The sequence below is a fragment of the Streptomyces sp. NPDC004542 genome, from assembly GCF_040610035.1.
Taxonomy (GTDB): domain Bacteria; phylum Actinomycetota; class Actinomycetes; order Streptomycetales; family Streptomycetaceae; genus Streptomyces.
Window position 1 is genome coordinate 1 of the sequence record NZ_JBEXLP010000095.1, and the last position, 20735, is coordinate 20735.

7 protein-coding genes and 1 pseudogene are annotated in these 20735 nt (G+C 72.7%); 4 read left to right on the forward strand and 4 right to left on the reverse strand.

Features of this window, described 5'->3' with window-relative positions:
* A pseudogene (locus ABZX30_RS32320) lies at positions 1 to 376 on the reverse strand (hypothetical protein); the annotation flags it as partial.
* Between ABZX30_RS32320 and ABZX30_RS32325 the strand changes: the two are divergent.
* A complete protein-coding gene (locus ABZX30_RS32325) occupies positions 363 to 10145 on the forward strand; it encodes a hypothetical protein (protein WP_355940140.1) in 9783 nt (3260 codons plus the stop codon). The pseudogene ABZX30_RS32320 and the gene ABZX30_RS32325 overlap by 14 nt on opposite strands.
* Positions 10146 to 10182: 37 nt before the next feature.
* Here the strand turns inward: ABZX30_RS32325 and ABZX30_RS32330 are convergent, their stop codons facing one another.
* Positions 10183 to 11403 (reverse strand): metallophosphoesterase, encoded by a 1221-nt coding sequence (locus ABZX30_RS32330; RefSeq protein WP_355940143.1) that lies wholly within the window; start codon positions 11401 to 11403, stop codon positions 10183 to 10185.
* A gap of 152 nt (positions 11404 to 11555) precedes the next feature.
* Between ABZX30_RS32330 and ABZX30_RS32335 the strand changes: the two genes are divergently transcribed.
* Entirely contained in the window at positions 11556 to 15233 is a 3678-nt protein-coding gene (locus ABZX30_RS32335) for an amino acid adenylation domain-containing protein (protein WP_355940146.1), read from the forward strand.
* A gap of 180 nt (positions 15234 to 15413) precedes the next feature.
* On the opposite strand, the gene ABZX30_RS32340 is transcribed toward ABZX30_RS32335, so the two are convergent.
* Together ABZX30_RS32340 and ABZX30_RS32345 are read right to left on the reverse strand one after the other, a co-directional pair.
* A complete protein-coding gene (locus ABZX30_RS32340) occupies positions 15414 to 17828 on the reverse strand; it encodes an FtsX-like permease family protein (protein ID WP_355940149.1) in 2415 nt (804 codons plus the stop codon).
* On the reverse strand, positions 17825 to 18517 hold the full coding sequence (locus tag ABZX30_RS32345) for an ABC transporter ATP-binding protein (protein ID WP_355940152.1): 693 nt from the start codon (positions 18515 to 18517) through the stop codon (positions 17825 to 17827). Before ABZX30_RS32345 ends, ABZX30_RS32340 begins: the two co-directional genes overlap by 4 nt.
* A 219-nt stretch (positions 18518 to 18736) precedes the next feature.
* Here ABZX30_RS32345 and ABZX30_RS32350 point away from each other — a divergent pair, with 219 nt between their 5' ends.
* Together ABZX30_RS32350 and ABZX30_RS32355 are read left to right on the forward strand one after the other, a co-directional pair.
* Positions 18737 to 20035, forward strand: coding sequence for a histidine kinase (locus ABZX30_RS32350; RefSeq protein ID WP_355940155.1), 1299 nt, complete (start codon positions 18737 to 18739; stop codon positions 20033 to 20035).
* A complete protein-coding gene (locus ABZX30_RS32355) occupies positions 20032 to 20718 on the forward strand; it encodes a response regulator transcription factor (RefSeq protein WP_355940158.1) in 687 nt (228 codons plus the stop codon). Before ABZX30_RS32350 ends, ABZX30_RS32355 begins: the two co-directional genes overlap by 4 nt.
* Positions 20719 to 20735 lie beyond the last annotated feature (17 nt).

Genomic DNA, 20735 nt, shown 5'->3' on the forward strand with positions numbered 1-20735 from the left:
GGACCTCGGTGGCCCGCGACAGTACGGCTGCGACCGCCGTCCCGCCGGCGGAGGCGAACCGCCCGGCCGCCCCGGTCTCCGAGGCGAACCGGGGCGGTACCGGCGCGCGGCCCGGCGGCGGGACCTCGGTGGCCCGCGACAGTACGGCTGCGACCGCCGTCCCGCCGGCGGAGGCGAACCGCCCGGCCACGACCTCCCAAGCGGCCACCGAAGGCCGTAGGCCGGTTCCTCCGGCCCCGGAGTCCACGCGCGGTTCCGAGACCTCGAACGCCTCGGAGGCGAGTCGCGCGAAGAGCGCGGCCGAGCCCCCCGCCGGGGCGGCCCGGCCCACCACGGCCACCGCGTCCTCGCCACACCGCCCCGTGACCACCGGCACGGCCACTCCTGACACGGCCTCGCGGCCCGGCCGGAACTCCCCGCGCGACGCGCTCTTCGCGGCCGGCACCACGAGCGGGCCGGCTCCGGGCCCCACGACGCCGGTTCACGCCAAGCGCGAGGGGAGCGAGGCCTACGCCGCGGCCGTCCGCGACCGGTTCCCCGGTCACACCGACGTGGCACCGGCCGGCACGGACCGTCCCGCCGCCACGTCCTCCCGGACCCCGGCCGGTACCCCGGCGTCCACCTCGCCGGCGCTCCCCGAGCCGTCGCGGACGGATGTCTTCCTGTCCCCTGAGCTCGATCCGGCCGCGGATCTGTTCCACACGGTCAACCGTCAGCTGAAGCGGATCCGCCAGGACCTGACCGCGGACCGGCGGACGGTCGAGGAGGCACACCGGCGACTGGTGCGTGCGGGGTCGGTGTTCCCCGGCATGTCGAGCGTCCAGCTGGCCGCTCGGATCGCCGACGACATAGCCTCGGACGGGAGGGAACCCGCGCGGCTCCGTGGCGGCATGCTGGCGGCGCGTGGGAGGAAGGGAGCCGGGCCGCGGGGCTCCTCGCAGCAGGGGAGCGCGGGCGCAGGGAGGTCACGCGCGACGGTCCTGCACGGGCCGTCCGGTGAGCGGGCGGTCGCGGACTTCACCCGTTCGCCCAAGGGCTTCCTCCGCGACAACGTGGTGCTCCTGCGGATGGACGAGGGCATGCGGGCCCGGATGCCGGGGTCCGCCATCGACTGGCCCCGGTTCCTGAGGTGGATGGACGGCAAGGACCGCCACTGGTTCACACTGACCGTGGATCCGGCCCGGTCCACGGCGGACGGGCGGCCGGTGTACCTGTTGACTCCCGCGGTGGAGAAATACGTGGAGGCGTTCGCCCGGGAGGACGGCCTCCTGCGGGACATCGTGGGCCGGCACGACATCCCCGGTGTCCGTGGACCGGGGGAGTACGTCTCGGCGTACTACGTTCCCTATCACCAGGGCGCCACGACCCATGCCCTGACGAATGTCGGGCACACCGATGTACCCGTGCAGGACAACGGGGAGTTCGCCGCCGATTTCGTGTTCACAGCCGCGATGAACGGCTGCGCGCTGGTGCTGACCCCCAGTGCGCGGGAGGGCAGCTTCACCGTCTGGCACTACCAGTCGCCGAGCGGCACGGTCAACGCGAAGGCCGCCGAGCAGTTCCGTGGCGCGTTGCGGCCGTACGAATGGTTCGGACACGAGCAGTACATGACCGCGGGTCCGCAGGACACGACCGCCTCCGCACCGGGCCTCCCGGAAGCCACCAACCTCCTGTGGCGTGGTCCGAACGGCTGGGAGATCCTCAGCCAGGACAACCTCACACCGCTGTCTTCGGACGGCGACGTGACGCTGCGCGCCTTCAGGTCGAGAGAGGTCGTCGCCGGACGCGGATGGTTCGACATCGTGACCATTCACCGTGAGCAGGCGCGCGAACGCCTCGACAAGTTGGCAGCTGTGCGGAGCGCTGCAGAAACGCTGCCGAAGGACGCGAACAATCTGCTGCTCATCGGTGCCCACGAGATGGCGGAGAAGCAGGCCGCGGCCGAGGCGAGCGCCCTGGACAAGGTCGCTGGTCCGGACGAGCTGCTTTCCGTCGCCCGCCGACTGCAGGTGAGTCGGCGCAGCACGAACGAATACGTCCGGGGATTCCTGGACCAGCAGGACCGAAGAGAGCGTGAACGGAGCACGGCTGATCACAAGGCCGAGAAGAAGGGCGTGGCGGCAATTCGACGAAGGGTGCGAGGCGCGGTGACCGACATCCTCGAGGACGAGTGGCCCGACCGTCTGGCGCGGGAAGTCGAGGGGCTGCCCCCCGCCATGACCGGCCACCCCGAGGACGGGACCTCTCCGCTCGATGAGGTGTTCACCCCGCCTCCGGCCGCCGTGCAGTTGCTGAACAGTGCCGGTCCCGCCTCCCCGGACACGTCCGCGCCGAGACCGCACTTCAGGACCACCTTCTCACTGGGAGACGACGCGCGGACGCAGGTGTCCGGGGGGTGGACCTTCCGCGCCGAGCACCTTCCTCCCGTGACACCGGCGCACGGCACCGGGACGACGTCGTCGGCAGCGGGTGTGCCGTGGACGGACGACCTCGTGCCGCTGAACCCGTGGAGCACCAAGGGCAAGTGGGCGGCGAGCGCCGATCCCGGCGACCATCCGCCCGGCCCCGACCGTCTGTCCCGCCCCGGCCGTCCGTCCGGCATCGGGCGGGCACCGTCGGTCCCCCGACCCGTGACCGCGGACCCCGACACGACGGTGGCGGACACATCGCTCCTCCTGGCAGGTGTGGACCCGGCACGTCGGCGGCAGGTGCTGGAGCTGGTCCAGGTGTACGACCACTACCCACCGGACCTCACCCCGGACTCGCCGCTGCACACCCAGTTGCGCAGGGATGTGGCCGCGGTCGCGGCGGCGATGGCCGAGGGCGGGTACGAAGCGGCCCGGTCCGTCGCGCGGGAACTGGGCAAGCGCCGCGGGGTCGAGCCGTGGGCCGGGCCGCTGGGTGCCGGGCGCGCGAGGCCGGACGGCGTCGAGGAGACGGACGACACCCTGGGCGCCTCGACCTCCTCCTCCCAGCCGCCCACGGGCACCGCAGGCGCGTTCGCCGAACGCGCGCCGGAGCGGTCGTCGTCCCCGGAGCGGGGCGTGCGGTCCGCGCGGGGTGTGTCCCGGGCCGCGGTGGGCGAGCAGGCCGCAGACGCCGCGCACACGGCGATCGAAATGGACCGGGTCCGTTCCGGCCCGCAGCACAACAACTCGCCCTTCCTGGTACCGGAGGCTCTGGGCGACGTCGTGGTCTCCGGCGCGCAGAGGTTCCCCGAGGACCATGCCCGGGCGTGGGCACACCGGATCATGCAGACCACGGACCTGCCGGTGGACGAGTTGCCCGGGGGGCTCGACGAGGCGGCTCAGCGCGCGATGCGCGATGACATCGAGCGCCGGCTCGCCGGGTTCCTGGCGTCGCCGACGCTCCCCGCGGCGACGACCGCCGGCGGACGCGAGGAGCGGGACCGGCAGCGGGAAGGGGAACTCCTCGGCTGGGAAGCGAAACTGGAGTCGGGCCAGGCGTTCGTGTCGCAGGGACGACTGGTGTGGCTGCTGCCCGTGCTGCGGGACGTCCGGCCGCTCCCGGAAGGCGGCGACCGGCACAGCGTCGTCGACGACGAGGCGGAGGAGGACGTCAACGCCGGCGCCGAGGGATACCGTGTGGCCTTCGGCTCGACCACCGGCAAGGGGTCGTTCACCTCGGGACGCAAGCGGGAGGGCGCCGCGCAGCTCGTCAGCGTCGTCAGCCACCATCTGAGCCGCATGGCGGCGAGCGTGATCGCCGCCCCCCAGGTCAGCGCGTCGGGTGACACCGCGACCGAGGACAACTGGACGAAGCTGAACATCGCGGGCAGCAAGCCCTTCGTGCGGGAGCGCGGGGCCCGGCGGGCCGATCTCGCGTTCCGGATCTTCGTGGACGGCCGGGAGGCGCGCTACCTGGCGGATCCCGACACGCGTGCCCCGCAGGTGCATTCGACCGCCCCGCCGCCGCTGACCGGACGGGACATCGCAGCGCTGAAGGAGGCCGACCAGCCGGGCACCGTGGTGCCGCGCCGTCTCACCGTCGAATACCCGCGGCAGTTCCTGGGAGACGACGCACTCCAGCCGCTCGACGCGGCGGAGACGGCAGGAAGCCGGCCTGCGGACGCAGGCGGCGGGACGTCGCCGAGCAGCCGCATCCCGGTGCTGCTGAACGCCGTCAACGTCGTCGACGCCGTCGCGGACCTGCACCGTGCCCTGCGCCGCGCCGGGATCGACGCGGAGATCGTCGTGGACATGCTGAAGGAGGTCAAGGAGCAGATCACCGAGCGCGGTCTGCGCAACCGCAGCCGCCTCATGCTCGGCGGCGGGGACGTGTCCGGCCCGGTCGTGGTGCGCGACGGGACCACCAGCGCGGAGACGTTCAGCGGACACCTGCGCTTCCAGATGGTTCCGGTGCCCGACAGTGTCGTCGTCAGGGGCGTCGCGCCGGGCGCGACGACCCGCACCGACATCGGTTCCGGACTGACGCTGACCCACACCAAGAAGTTCGAGTCGACGGTCACGCTCTCCGCCTCCTACAACGCGAGCGGGCTGCGGACGAAGCCGTCGGAACACCGGAAGAACGACACCGCCTCCCCGGGGCGGGTGAACATCGTCACGGGGACGCTGCCGATGCTGTCGGGCGGCATCGAGGCCAAGCGCGGCGGGTCGACGGGCCTGGGCGCACAGACGTTGAACCACACCGTCCTGAACGCCTCCGACGACCAGGTACGGGCCACGGCCCGGGTACGGATGGACATCGAGGTCGTCTCCCACACGGGCCCCCGGGTGGAGCCGGTCAGCACCGTCCTGACGGCCGAGGTCAGCGCCCCGCACCGGGACGGACGAGGCGCGCGGTTCCTGCAGCGCGAGTGGGCCGTACCGCCGCGGCTGGTCTCCTCGCCCCGCCCGCCCGCGTGGGTGACCGCTCAGCAGGAGGCCCGCCCGGCGCCCGCGATCGCGCCCGCCGACGACTTCGACATGACGTGGTCGGCGACCGCGGGGGCCGATACGCGGTTCACCGTCGCCACCGCGATGCCGGGCTCGCACCGCGTCCAGGAGACGTTCCGGGCGATCCTGCAACGGAGAATCCCCGGCCTGACGCCCACCGAGAGGCTCCGCATTCCGCTGAACCGGACCGCGGTGGACAACGAACTGGCCTCCTTCTTCGGCCGGCACGCCCTGGAAACCGACATCGCCGAGGCACAGCACGGCATCGTGCACACGATCTGGCTCGCCGGTCGCCAGTTCCGCCTGACGGCGAGGCTCCATGTGGCGGACGCCCCGTTCGACACCGTCCCGTACAGGTCGACGGTCAATCAGCGGCAGATGACGATGACGCAGTCGTCCGGCGCGGTGGCCGACTCGGGCGGCTTCGACGTGGGCTTCGGCGGCGGCTTCCGCCTCGACCTCAACAGCACCGAGGGCCACGCGGAGTTCAACGGCGACGGCGGCCGCATCCAGTTCGTGCTGGGCCCCGAGTACGGACGCGACTGGGGGACCGGTGACTCCTTCCAGACGGCGTCCTCCTCCTACCGGCGCTCCGAAGTCACCCGGACCGTGCAGGAGGGCGCGTTCGCGGCGGCCTGGCACCTGTCGGTCGACGAACTCGCCGCCGAAGGCCCACCGCAGGACGTATGGCTGTCGGGGCCGGACATGAGCGTCCAGGTCATCGACCGGGCCGCGACCCAGGAACCCCGCCGGCCCGAGTCGGCGGTCGTCACCCGCGCCCGCCAGCAGGGCCTCGTCCGCCGCCTGCGGCTGGAGTCCGGCGGGGCCACCGGCATGTATGCCCAGTTCACCCAGTTCCCGCACCTCACCCGGGCCGTGTCCGAGCTGTACGCGCGGCTGCACGGTGTGGAGCCGCAGGACATGCCGCCCGCGGAGCTGCCCGAGGCGCTCACCCGCGAGCTGTCCCCGCGGGCCTTCGCGGCCCACTTCCAGGAGACCGCCTCCGACCACGCGCGGGTCGTGGGTCTGCCCCGGCGCGGCGAGTGGAACCAGGCCATGTACATCAGGCTCACCTTCCTGGAACGGGTCGCCGACCGCCGGATCACCGCCGACCCCACCGAGTTCGAGCAGTACCAGTCGAGCCGGTCCACGCACACCAGCACCGTCACCGCGGGCAGCAAGACGTCCGGCGTGGCCAGCCTCGCGGCCCAGTACCGGCGTGAGTTCGCCCACGCCGGAGCCACCGTGCCCGAGGCCACGTCCACGTCGGTACACACCACCGGCGGCGCACCGGAAACCGCCACGGAGGGCGCGCCCGCCGCCCCGACCGGGGACGACCACTCCCGCCGCCGGGCAGTCGACGCCGGCCCGGGCGACCTGTCGGACGACGGCCTCGTCGTCCCCGGGGCCTACCCGGCCGACCGGAGAGCCGACGCGCCCGCGCTCGCCCGGCGCGGACCCAGCGTCGTTAACCCGGGCAACCAGGAGGAACACGCGTCCACGCGCGAGAACGAGGTGTTCCGCGCCAGCGGCACCGTCAGCGGCGGTGTCTCCGCGAGCCGGGGCACGAAGAACGTCGACGCCACGGGCGACATCCACGTCACCCGCGTCACCTACGTCGACTCGGTCACGGACGAGAACGGAGAGCGGGCCGACGTCTTCCCCACCGTGATGTCCGGCGACGTCGGCATCATGGTCACCATCAAGCGGTGGCGGGACGGCGGCGGACTGGCCGGCCTGCTGCCGGGCTCGGGCCGCAACGACACCGTGCAGAGCCGCAGTCTGTCCGCCACCTACGTCGCATCGGGCACGCTCCTGGTGCCCGACCGCATCCGCGAGCGGATGGACGACGACCTGCCGCGGCAACTCGCCGCCGACGCGCTGACCCGCGCCCGGTTCGCCCGGAACGCGGACCGCCTGGCGGCCACCGCGCCGGCCCTCGCCGCCTCCGCGCGCGCGTTCCACGCCGCCGCCGAACGGCGGGCCGACGCGGACCGGCCGCTCCTCGGCCTGCTCCTCCGGCTGGGCGGCACCCGGCCGCCCACGGCCGCGGATCTGACGTCGCTGCACCGGCCGGCCGAGGAACTGGCCGCGTTCGCCGACGACGCGGTGCGTGCCGCCGAGGCCGTCGACGCCGACTGCACCGCCCTCTCCCGGCGTGCCGCCGCACTCGCCGGGTCCGGACGGGCCGCCGCCGGGATCCTGGGCCTCCTGCCGGGACTGCGCGCCCGGCACGCGCAGCCCGAAGCCCAGGCGCTGCACGCCGACGTGACCGACGCCGCCGACCGCGCCGAGACGTTCAGCGACACCGCGGCGAGGCTGGCCACCGCCTCGGACCTGCTGCTGAGCACCACACGGCTCGTGCGGCACCGCGCCGCGCAGGTGGCCGGCCTGCTCAGGGACGCCGCGGCACCCGGCACGGCGCCCCGCGCGACGGCCGGCGAGGCGGACGACGCCCGAAGGGCCGCCGCGCTGCTGCGTGCCGGGCAGGACCTCGCCGACGCCCTGGGCCGGATGCACGACGCCGCCCGCGCACTGCGCGACCAGACCGCGGACGCCGCCGACGACGCCCTCCGCCTCCCCGGCGACTCGGTGGAGTTCCCGCCGCGCGCCCGGAGGATCCCCCGCGTGTACTCGGACAAGGCCCGGCTGGACCGCGCGTACCACATCATGGTCCCCACGACCGCCATGCACCCCGAACACCTCGCCGCCTCCGACGTGTTCGAGAGCATCGTCGTCCGGCTGGTGCGGTCCGGCCACCTCCAGCGGGACCAGGACGACAACGTCGTCCCCGACGCCCTCTACCGCTCGTTGCGCTCGAACTTCGCCAGCAGTGCGCTGCGCGACCAGTTCCACGCCGTCATGGGCACGGGCGTCACCGGCTGGTACGCCCTGCCGCGCGGCGGCGGCGCTCTCGGCGCCCGCTACCTGCGGGTGCACGTGTCGGCGTCCCGGTTCAGCGACGCCCTGTGGAACCGGCTGCGCCCCGAAGTGAAGATCATGTACCGCAGCGAGTCGTCCCGGCAGTGGAAGGACGCCGTCGAACGGGCGCTGCGTCAGCACATGTCCCTCAGCGCCAAGGCCAACGGCGGCACGAAAGGCATCCACGGGGGCGTGAGCGTCGACGGGTCCGTGGACCGCGAGGGAGAGACCTCACGCGGTGAGCAGAACAAGGACATCCACATCTTCCGCGCCGACCTCAAAGGCGCCGTCCAGGAGTTCGTCCACCACGTCGACTTCGACGTCCGCATCGACGCCTACGCGACGCTGCCCGCGTTCGCCCAGGCGCCGCGGGACATGGCGGCGGCGCTGTGGGACCGCGCGGTGTCCTGGCTGCCGGAGCACGGTCTCCTCGGGGCCGCGGTCGAGACGGCCCGCCGCCGCACCGCCCCCTGGGCGCCGCTGGAGCGGGTGAAGTCGCTGTGGGACCGCTACACCCCCGGCGGCGCCCTGCACCACGACCGGTTCGTCGTCCCGGACCAGTTCGTGCAGGTCCTCGTCCCGGAGTCCTTCACCACGCCGCGGGACTCCGCCACCGCGATGCCCCACTGGACCCGCGCCCTCCAGCCGCCCGACACCCTCGCGTGGGCCCCGCCCAGGGCGGCACCGCCCGCGGCCTCCGTCGAGGAGGCCACCCAGGACATGTATTCCTGGGGAGGCCAGGCGTTGTACGCGGTGCAGACCTGGGCGAAGGTCGCCGCCCTCGACCCGGTCGACGAACCGCCCCTGGAAACCGAGGACGACGTCGAGAAGTTGCTGTCCGCCGGCCGTCTGCAGCCCGGATCCCTCGCGGAGACCGTCTACGAGGCCGCCGTCGGTTACAACACCCTGCGCCCGCGTCTGAAGGAACTGCTGCGCGGCACCTACGTCGTCGACGTCGGCGGCGTCCCGGTCCGGGTCCGGCTGGTCCTCACCGGCTACCAGGAACACACCCCGTCGGCCGCGAACATGAAGGTGCGTACGTACAACCCCACCACGACGGCGCCCGAGAACGAGAACTCCCGGCGTTTCGCGTGGGGGGCCGGCGTCGGGGCCGACATCGTCGACGCGCCCCGGGACGGGCTGCACGAGATCCTCAACCTTTCCGGACAGGGCGAGTCCTCCGCGGAGTACAAGAACGCCTACGAGATCGGCGACACCGACGAGTCCAACCGGCTGGTGGACAAAGTCCCCTACACCGCCTTCATCTTCGACACCCTGCTCCAGCTGGAACCCGTGCACCACCCACGCCGCGCCCTGCACGTCCATGTGTTCGGCGGTCTGCTCGCCTCGATCCCGCACCGCAGCGACCTCGAGCTGGCGAGCCGCCTGACGGACCTGACGTCCGGCGGGACGCAGCCGGCCGCGTTGTTCCGCCCGGAGCCGAAGGACGTCGCCGAGCCCGGCGGCGACACCGCCCCGCCCCCCGCCAGCCCCGAGCCCTCGCCCGGGCGGCCCGGCACGCCCGTGGCCGACCCGGCCGTCCGGGAGAGGTCCGCGCTGCGCGAAGCCTGGGGCGCGGAACTGGCCGGGCGCAGTTTCGACAGGGACAAGGCGGTGGAGCGGGGCGCGAGGACGGGCAGCGCTCTGGAGGCCTGGGAGCTGTGGGAGGCCGCCTCCGGGGAGTTCGCGGCGAGCGGCCTGATCACGCCTATGGGGCCTCTCGACAGGGCGACGCGCGAGATGGTGGCCTGGGGCATGGCCCCGGGGCCCCGGCAGCGCCGGCGGCGTGACGACTTCCAGCGTGCCTGGCGGCAGCAGCGGGACGAGTCGGCTGCCGCGGGCGGGCCGGCCGCCCGCGCCGGACTTCACCCCGAGCAGGCGACGCACGGATCCGGAACTACCGGGGCCACGCCCGCCGTCGAGCCGCCGCCCGCCGCACCGCGTGAGGCGGGGCAGCAGCCGCCGAGCCCCGCGACCGGCGACGCGGGAGCGCGCACCCGGGACCAGGACCGCCCGCCCGGCGTCACCGAGGCCGCCGCCCGCGACCGCCGGGCTGCCCACCACGCCGTCCCGGCCGTGGAGCCTCTCCGGGAAGCGGCCGCTGGGCACGTTCCGCCGGACACGGTGTGGCGGCAGCCGACGTCCGACCCTGGGGCCTTCGCGCCGGCCGGCGAGGACGTCTTTGGCGGAACCGCGTTCACCGCCCTCCCGGTCGGCTCCCGCGCGCGACGCCCACGGGACGGTGCGGGACTGCCGGCCGAGGACGCCGAGGCCCGGACTTCGGCACCTGCCTCGCACGGGCCGTGAGAGCCGGCCGCCCGGCGCCCTGTCCGCAAGGCCCGTGCTACGGCGAGGTGGGCGGGTGCGGGGAGCGGAGCACGAGCAGGGTGATCTCGCTGGGGGCGAAGACGCGGAACGGCGGGCCCCAGAACCCGGTGCCGCGGCTGGTGTAGAGGAGGGTGCGGGGGCCGTGGTGGCTGAGGCCGGCGAGGGCGGGCTGGTCGAGGCGGACCAGGTGGTGGAAGGGCCAGATCTGGCCGCCGTGGGTGTGGCCGGAGAGCTGGAGGTCGATGCCGGCGGCTGCCGCCCGGTCGACGAACGCGGGCTGGTGGGCCAGGAGCAGGACGGGCAGGTCGGGGTCGGCGCCGTCGAGGGCTCCGGACAGGTGGGCGCGGTGGCCGGCCAGACCGGAGGACTCGGCGGTGACATCGTCCACGCCGGCCACCACGAGGGTGTCGCCGCCGCGTTCGAGCAGCAGATGGCGGTTGCGCAGCGGCTCCCAGCCCAGCTCGTCCATCAGGTCGACCCAGCCCTGGGCCTCGCTGTAGTACTCGTGGTTGCCGGTGACGTAGACGCGGGCACAGGCGGCCCGCACGGTAGCGAGCGGTGCGGCCTGGGCGCGGCGGCGTTCGGCCGTACCGTCCGCGATGTCGCCGGTGTGGCAGACCAGGTCGGCTTCCAGGGTGTTCACCGTCTCGCACACCCGTGCCGACCAGCGGGCGCGATCGAGCGGTCCGTAGTGGGTGTCGGTGACGAGGGCGACGCGGAGGCCGTCCAGCCCGGCACCCAGGCGCGGGAGTCGCACGTCGAGTCGGCGCACGCGTGGCACGCGGCGGGCCTCGGCGTACCCCCAGGCGAGCAGTACGGCGGTGGTGCCGAGGACGGCCCACGTGACGAGCCGGGCCCGGTCCTGGCTCTCGCCGACGCCGGCCACGGTCAGGGCGGGCCGCAACAGGACGCCGAGCAGAACGGACCAGGTGAACAGGACCCAGCTGGTGCCCAGCAGGGTGTCGCCGGTGATCGCCGCCCGGTCCTGCTGGCGCCGGCCGTGGCCGCGCACCATCGCGAACGGCATGCATATGAGGCCGAGGGCGAACAGGGCGGTGCCGGCCAGGGTGACGGGCAGCGGCCAGTGCTGGCCGGTGTACAGGAGCACCCAGCAGGGCACGGCCCACAGCAGGACGGGGGCGATCAGGGGGATGAAGCGCATCAGGCGGTGCAGCCGGCTCTGCCGCGGCGCCTGCGCTTCACCCTCCGCGGGCCGGGTGCTGCTGGTGTCGGTCACGCTTCCCCTCCCTGACCGGGCTGCCGTCCCGCGCACTGTATCCGGTCGTGCGCGGGCCGGCGGCGACTGTCCGGGCAGGCGCACGGAACACCGCTGTGAGATCAGGACCAGACTCCACGGGCTCACGGGCTGCTGCACGCGCAGGACAGGCAGTGCGGGAGTTCGCGAAGTCGCGACTGCCGGAGTACATGGTTCCCTCGGCGGTGGTCGTGCTGCCGGAGCTGCCGCTGACCGGTAACGGGAAGCTGGACCGCAAGGCGCTGCCGGCTCCTGACTACGCGGCGGCGGCGACGGCCGGCACCGGGCGTCCACCGGCGACGGTGCAGGAGGAGATCCTGTGCCAGGCCTTCGCGCAGGTCCTGGGTCTGCCCGCGGTCGGCGTGGACGACGACTTCTTCACGCTGGGCGGGCATTCACTGCTGGCGGTGTCGTTGGTGGAGCAGCTCCGCAGCCGGGGTGTGTCCGTCTCCGTCCGCGCGCTGTTCCAGACACCGACCCCGGCTGGTCTGGCGGCCGTCGCGGCTCCGGACGCGGTCGTGGTTCCGGACAACCGCATTCCCCGGCACGCGGAGCACATCACGCCGGACATGCTGCCGCTGGTCGACCTGGACGAGTCCGAGCTGGCGCACATCGTCGCGCGGATCCCGGGCGGCGCGGCCAACATCGCCGACATCTACCCCCTCGCCCCGCTGCAGGAGGGCATCCTCTTCCACCACCTCGTCGCTGATCAGGAGAGCAGTGACGTCTATGTGCTGCCGATCGTGCTGGAGTTGGAGTCGCGGGAGCGGCTGGACGCGTTCCTCGGCGCTCTCCAGCGGGTGGTGGACCGGCACGACATCTACCGCACAGCGATCCTGTGGAAGGAACTGCGTGAGCCGGTCCAGGTGGTGCTGCGCGAAGTGGAGCTGCCCGTCGAGGAGTTCGTGGTCTCTCCCGGAGGCGGCGACACCGTACGGCAGTTGCTGGCGCACGCCGGCGGCCGGATGGACCTGCGCAGTGCTCCGCTGATCCGGGCACACGTCGCCGCCGAGCCGGGCAGTGACCGATGGGTGTGCCTGATCCGGATCCACCAGACCGTCCGGGACCACACGAGTCAGGAAGCCCTGCTGCGAGAGCTGGGTGCCTTCCTGTCCGGCCAGGGTGATGCACTCCCCGAGGCGCTCCCGTTCCGGGACTTCGTGGCGCAGGCCCGGCTGGGCGTGCCGAGAGAGGAACACGAGCGGTACTTCGGCGAGCTGCTCGGCGACGTCGAGGAGACCACCGCTCCGTACGGGCTCCTCGACGTCCACGGTGACGGCACGGACGCGGACCGCGCGCGGTGGTCGGTCGACGAGGAACTGGCCGGCCGGATGCGCAGGACGGCGCGGTCGCTCGGTGTCAGCCCGGCCACCGTGTTCCACCTGGCGTGGGCGAGGGTGCTGGCCACGGTCAGCGGCCGCGACGACGTCGTGTTCGGCACCGTGCTGTTCGGGCGGATGAACGCCGGAGCCGGAGCCGACCGGGTCCAGGGCCCCTTCATCAACACGCTCCCCGTGCGGGTACGTGTGGGGTCGTCGGAAGTGCGGGACGTACTGCTCGGACTGCGGAACCAGTTGGCCGAGTTGCTGGTGCACGAGCACGCCCCGCTGGCGCTGGCCCAGCGGGCCGGCGGGGTGCCCGGCGGCAGCCCGCTGTTCACCTCGATCTTCAACTACCGGCACCATCAGGCCGCCGACCACGCGCCGGATCAGGGCAGCGGCACCGTGCTCGACGGAGTGAACCTGCTGCTCACCCGGGAACGCACCAACTACCCGGTCGCCGTGGCCGTCGACGATCTCCGTTCCGGGTTCTCGCTCACCGTCGACGCGGTGGCCCCCGTGGACGCCGATGCCGTGTGCGCCATGCTGCACACCACCGTCGCCAATCTGGTGACAGCGTTGGAAGAGGCACCCGAGACGAGCTTCGCGGCCGTCGAGACCGTGCCGCCGCGCGAACTGCGGCGGGTCCTGACGGAGTGGAACGGCACGGACGCGCCGGTCGCCGCGAAGACGGCGTCGGAGCTTTTCGAGGCGCAGGCGGCCAGGACTCCCCACGCGGTGGCGGTCGTGTCCGGTGCGACCGAGGTGTCGTACGCGGAACTCGACACGCGGGCCAACCGTCTGGCGCACCGTCTGAGGGATCACGGGGTCGGCCCGGAGTCCGTCGTGGGGCTGTGCCTGCCGCGGGGCGTCGAGGCGGTTGCCGCGATCCTGGCCGTGTGGAAGGCCGGGGCGGCTTACCTGCCGCTGGATCCGGAGTACCCGGCGGAGCGGCTGGCGTTCATGCTCTCGGACAGCGGAGCCGACGTCGTCGTCGGGCGGAGCGACCTGACGCTGCGCTTCCCCGCGCCGGGGCCGCGGGTGCTGGACCTGGACGACCCCGAGGCGGCGGCCGCCCTGGAGATGGCTCCGGTGACCGCTCCCCGGGTGAGCGCGGTACCCGACCAGATGGCCTACGTGATCTACACCTCCGGTTCGACGGGGCGGCCCAAGGGTGTGGCCGTGTCGCATGCAGGGCTGGCGAACCTGGCCAGCGCGCAGACGGACCGGTTCGCCGTGACCGGGTCGAGCCGTTTGCTGCAGTTCGCGTCGATGAGCTTCGACGCGGCGGTGTCGGACGTGGTGGTGGCGTTGTCGTCGGGCGCCTGCCTGGTCGTGGCCGGAGCGGACGAACTGCTGCCCGGCCCCGGGCTGGCGCAGGTCCTGTCCCGGCACGCGGTCACGCACGTGACCCTGCCGCCGGCGGTGCTGGCCGAGATGACGCCCGAGGACCTGGCCCCGGTCGAGACCCTGGTCTCGGCGGGTGAGGCATTGGGCAGGGAACTGGTGGGACGCTGGGCGCCGGGGCGGCGGCTGGTCAACGCGTACGGGCCGACGGAGACGACGGTGTGCGCGACGATGTCCGGTGTGTTGACGGAGGGTGACGCCCCGGACATCGGCGGCCCGATCCGCGGCGTGCGGGCGTTCGTCCTGGACGAGCGGCTCGCCCCCGTGCCGGTCGGGGTGGCGGGCGAACTCTACGTGGCGGGCCCGAACCTCGCCCGGGGCTACCTGGGACGGCCCGATCTGACGGCCGAACGGTTCGTGGCGTCCCCCTATACGCGGACCGGTGAGCGGATGTACCGGACCGGTGACCGGGTGCGCTGGACGGCCGACGGTCGGCTGCTGTTCGCCGGCCGGGCGGACGCACAGGTGAAGGTCCGCGGTTTCCGGGTGGAGCCCGAGGAGATCGCCTCCGTACTGAACGGGCATCCTGAGCTGGCTCGCGCCGTGGTGACCGTGCGCGCGGCTGCCGGGGGCGAGGGGCGGCTGGTGGCCTACGTCGTGCCCGCGGGCGACCGGGCGGACGCCGACGACAGTGCGCTGAGCCGGACGGTGCGGGACCACGTCGCGCGGATCCTGCCGCAGTACATGGTGCCGTCGGCGGTGGTCGTCCTCGACGCGCTGCCGCTGACGGCCAACGGCAAGCTGGACCGCGCGGCGCTGCCCGAGCCGGACGTCGCCGCGCAGGCGGGAGCCGGCCGGGAACCGGCCACGGAGCAGGAGCGGATCCTCTGCGAGGCCTTCGCCCGGGTGCTGGGCGTGCCCGTGGTGGGCGCGGACGACGACTTCTTCGCACTCGGCGGTCATTCGCTGCTGGCCACGCGGCTGGTCAGCCGGGTGCGGACGGTGCTGGGCGAGGAACTGCCGATCCGTACGGTCTTCACCTCGCCCACGCCGGCCGCGCTCGCGGGCTGGCTCGCCGATCAGGGTGGCCACCGGCCGAAGGCCAGGCCTGTGCTGCGGCGTATGCGCGGGCAGCAGGGCGAGTGAGCTGTGGTGCGGCCGCGGGCCCGTGTCGCGGATCCTCTGCGAGGCCGATGAGCACAGGCCCGATCCGTCCGGCGGCGAGACCGAGCGATGCCGCTCCCCGCACTGAGCGCCGCACGTGAGGACAGCCCGGCCCCTCAGGGGCCGGGCTGTCCTCACGTGCGGCGTGTGTTCCGCCTGGCGTCACTCGGTGCGCAGGGCCGTGGCCGTACGGGCTCTGGCCGCCCAACCGGCCGGGATCATCGCGCCCAGCATCGCCAGTACGACGCCGCCCAGCCCCAGCAGGACCAGCTCGACCGGCCCGTAGACATCCAGGACCGGGGACGGCATACCGGTGCCCACGGCGCGTCCCATCACCGGCATGACGATGCCGTGCAGCAGGTACCCCGCCGGCACGCCCAGCAGCCCGCCGGTCACACCGATCGCGGTCACCGAGGCGAGCACGAGGCTCACGGTCTGCCGCGGCGACATGCCGATCGCCTTGCAGACGCCCAGGTCGTGGACGCGTTCACGGGTGTCCAGGACGACGGAGTTGAGCACGCCGAGGCCGGCCACGGCGATGAGCATGAGGGTGAGCAGCACCGCCATCGCGTCCATGATGAGGATGACGCCGCTCTGTTCCGAGGCCGGGGCGGTCGTGGCGTCACCGCCCAGCGGCTGCACCACCGCCGCGAGCTTCTGGGCGAACTCGTCCGCCGAGACGCCGGACTTCACCTCGACGAGGAACGTATCGGGCTCGGCCGACGGGAAGTTGGCCATGTCCGCGTGGATCTCCAGCTCGTTGCCCGAGGTGTCGAAGGACTCACCCACGATCCGCAGGTCGGCGGTCTCCTTCTCGAATGTCATCCGCACCGTGTCACCGACCTTGGTGCTGGTCCGTTCCAGGAAGCGCGTGGGTACAACGACCTGGCCCTTACCGGTGATCCAGTGCCCCGACAGCATCTCGTAGCTGCCGGAGCGCGAGTCGCCTTCGTAGAGGCTGGCCTGCACCGAGCCGGAGACTCCGGCCACGGCGACCTCGGTCTGGAGCTTGCCGTAGTACGACTTCAGCCCCGCCTCGGACTCGACGGCGGCCCGGACCTTCGCCGGGTCTGCCACCTTGGGCTCGGACGTGCCGGCCGCGCTGCTGCTGGGAGACGGGCTTGCCACGCCGCCCCCCACAGGAGGCGGCGGCGGGGGAGCGATGTCGTTCAGCTTGACCGTCGAGACCGTGACCGCGGCTCGGCTCTCGGGATCCTGCGACTTGCCGACCTCATTCAGGGACGAGGTCAGTCCCACCGCGAAGGTCGCCGCGACCGTGCCGAACGCCACCGCGAGCAGCATCGCGAGGGCGCGCACCGGATGCGTGAAGGGAGTGGCGAGCCCGTAGGTCACCGGCCGCGGCAGCGGCAGCCGTCCCATCGCCCGGTGGGCCCACTGCCCGCGCCCCGGGCGCGGCGCCCGGCCGACCGCGATCGCCTCGACCGTGTTCAGCCGTCCGGCGCGCCGTGCGGGAATCAGCGCCGCGAGCCACACGACGAACAGTGCGGCGGCCGGCACCACGACATCCACCCACCAGGCCACCGACAGCGAGACGTTGCCGTACACCGACTCCGTGTCCGCCAGCAGCGGCACCGCCAGGAGGTTGCCCAGCACGACGCCCAAGGCGATGCCGACACCGGCCGGAATCAGCGCCTGGGCCACGTAGGCGCGGACGACCTCGCGCGGAGTGAAGCCGATGGCCTTGAGGATGCCGATCCTGCGCAGACTGGTGCCGACCGCACCGCTGATCACACTGCTGACGATGATCACCGACATCACGATGCCGAGCACGCCGAAAGCCATCACGAACGGGACGGTCGCCGCCGCACCCTGATCCGCGACGCGCTTGGTGTCCAGCCAGGACTGCGTACCCACCAGTGCCCCGGACTCCACGGAGGCGGCGAGCTTCTTCCGGTCGGCGAGGATCTGTTCCTTCGTGCCCGCGGCGTCGAAGCGGTAGAGCATCTGACTCGTGACAGGGTTGCCCAGCGCCGCCAGCGCGTCGACCTGCGCCGAGGTCGCCCAGGCGTCGGCGGACTTGCCGACCGAAACGGCGAAGCCGACGACCGAAAGGGTAGGGGCGTTCGCGGCGTTCGATGCCTTGAGGGTGGAGCCGATCTCGACAGACGGCCCCTGGAAAGACGCGTCGACCACGATCTCGCCCGGCTTCTGCGCCCACCGACCGGACTTCAGTTCCACGCGGTCCACGTCACCGTCCGGACCGGACCGCCCGACCAGGGTCAGCGTCGGCATCCGGAAGCCCGACTGGTCCACCGGGCGGAACGCCGTGGACGGGTAGGGTCCCGCGCTCGCCGTGACGCCGGCCAGCTTCGTGGTCTGCGCCAGCTGCGCCGCACTCGCCTTGGCCGGATCGAACTGCGCGGTGATGTGCGCGCCCTGCTGCTTCTTGAAGGCGTTGTCGAAGGGAGCGGCCGCGGCGACCATCAGCGACCCGGCGACCACGGCCGAGGCCACGGCCATCATCGTGGCCACGGCGATCACCAGTGTCTGCACCCGCCGCCGGCCCACCCCGGAGCGTACGACCCGGCCCATCGCGCCGTTACCGAAAAGGCTCATCGGGCGGCCTGCGCGTACGTGTCGAGGGCGAGGTGACCGTCGACCAGGTGGATCGTGCGGCTGGCACACGCCTCCGCCAGCGCCAGATCATGTGTCACCAGCACGATGGTCTGGCCGCCGCGGTGCAGATCCAGCAGGAGATTGCGGACGTCGTGACCCGAGGCGGAGTCGAGCGCACCGGTGGGCTCGTCGGCGAGCAACAGCTCGGGCCGGTTGATCAACGCCCGGGCGACACCGACCCGCTGTCGTTCACCTCCGGACAGCCGGCCCGGGTAGGCGCGGGCATGCTTCTGGATGCCCAGCATCTCCATGAGCTCACCCGCGCGGGCCGCGGCCGCACGCCGGCTGGTCCCGGTCAGCTGCGCCGGGAGCTGGATGTTGTCGGTGACGGTGAGGTCGTCGAGGAGATTGAAGAACTGGAAGGCGATGCCGACGTGCTCGCGACGGAACTTGGCGAGGGCGTGCTCGCTCAACTGGTCGATCCGTCGCCCGGCCACGGTCACGGTGCCTTCGGTCGGCTTGTCCAGGCCGGCGACCAGGTTCAGCAGCGTGGACTTGCCGCTGCCGGAAGGGCCCGTCACGGCAAGGGCCTCACCCTTGGCGACGCTGAGCGAGAGCGGTCCGAGCGCCGGCGCGCCGGCGCTGTCGTAGCGCTTGGCCACACCCTCCAGTTCGATCACTTGATTCATGCGGGTTGTCCGTCCTTACCGTCGCGAGAGGCACTTGCCGTTGCCACCCTGTGAACCTAGAGGCTGCCGCCTGCGGAGCGCGTCGGCCGCGGAACCAACATCAGGCCCTTCCTGCGGATGATCCGGCCGCGGAGTCCTACCTGAGAAGTAGGCCTCGGGGACAATGCCCTGATCAGACAGGCGGACGCGGCCGGGCGCGGAGCGCATCACAATGTGTGGATGGAGACGGAAGACCGGCGCAGCTGGCATCAGCAGCTCGTCGACGCGCTGCGCCCCGAAGCGAAGGCCGCCCCGCTGTCCAGGCGAGCGGTGCGCGCCGATGTGGTGCTGGCTGTCGTACTGGCCGCCATCGCCGTGTTCGTCGCGGTGAACTATCCCGGTGGCGGGCTGGGGGACATCCACCCCACCACGGTGGACGGCGGGACCGGGGCCCCGCCCCCGCCCTCGCCGCCCGGCGCCGGTCAGGTACCCGCGGCGGAAGAACCCTCCTCCGTGCCCTGGGCGCTGGTCGTCCTGTCGACGCTGCCGCTGGCACTCCGGCGCCGGTACCCGCTGACCATCTTCGTGACGGTGCTGGGCGCGGCCCTGGCCATCGGCGACTCCGCCTCCTGGACCACCGTCCTGGCCTGTGTCGTCGGTGCCTACAGTGCCGTCGTCTACAGCCGTTACCGGATAATGGCGATCGCCGTGCTGGTGATAGCCGCCGCGCTGTCCGGTATCGCTTTCCGTAACGCCGACCCCATGGTCCCGGGATGGTCCAGTCCGGGATTCGTGCTGCTGGTCGCCGGGATGCTGGCCAGCCTCGTCCGCTTCCTGGATCTGCGGCTGGCGTCCAGCCGGGACAGGGTCACCCAACTGCAGGAGACCCAGGAGGAGGCCATGCGCCAGGCCGTCGCGGAGGAGCGTGCCCGCATTGCGGCCGAACTGCACGACGTGGTGACCCACAATGTGAGCGTGATGGTGATCCAGGCGGGCGCGGCCCGCAAAGTGATGGACGTGGAACCCGAGCAGTCCAAGGAGGCATTGCTGGCCGTCGAGGCGGGCGGCCGGGCCGCCATGGCCGAACTGCGTCATGTCATGGGCCTGTTGGCCGCTCCGGACCACGAGAGGCCCGACGGTCTGGAGCCCCAGCCCGGACTCGCGCAGCTCGACGCGCTGGTCGCACGGGTGCGCGCCGCAGGGACGCCCGTGAGCGTCGGGGTGTCGCTGCCCCCGGAACCGCTGCCTCCGGGGGTGGACCTCGCGGCGTACCGCGTCGTGCAGGAGGCGCTGACCAACACGATCAAACATGCACGCGGCGCGGAGGCGTCCGTCGCCATCGGTTACACCGACGACTGTCTGGAGATCGAGGTCACGGACACCGGCGGCGCGAAGGATTCCCCACCCGTGGAGAGCAACGGCCGCGGTCACATGGGGCTGCGGGAGCGGCTGGCCGTCTACAACAGCGAACTGACGGCCGGGCCGACGCCGGCCGGTGGCTACCGGGTCGCGGCCCGTATCCCGAGGAGCGCGGTATGACCATGGACCGGCCACCGCTGCGCGCCGTCATCGCTGACGACCAGGCTCTCGTACGCACCGGTTTCAAGATGATCCTGGCCGCGGACGGCATCGAGGTGACGGCCGAGGCGGCTGACGGGGCCGAGGCCGTGGCAGCAGTCCGCCGCACGAGGCCCGACGTCGTGCTCATGGACATCCGGATGCCGGAGATGGACGGCATCGAGGCCACCCGCCGCATCCTCGGCGGTGACGGCCCGCAGGAGACCCGGGTCATCATCCTCACCACATACGACCTCGACCACTACGTCTACGCCGCGCTCACGGCCGGCGCCAGCGGCTTTCTGCTGAAGGACGTCACCCCCGAACGCCTGGTGTCCGCCCTGCGGCTGGTGCAGTCCGGCGACGCTCTCCTCGCGCCCACGATCACTCGTCGGCTGATCGAGCGCTTCGCCCAGCACGACGAACCGCAGACCGTCGCCCCGCACCGCGATCTCTCCGGCCTGACCCCTCGTGAGCTGGAGGTGCTCCGCCTGCTCGCCACCGGCCTCAGCAACGCCGAACTCGCCTCTCGGTTGTTCCTGAGTCCGACCACGGTCAAGAGTCACGTCGGCCGTATCCTGTCGAAGCTGGACCTGCGCGACCGCGTCCAGGCCGTCGTCTTCGCCTACGAGACGGGTCTGATCGCCCCGGGCGGGGGCGCCTAGCCGGCCGGTCCGGAGCG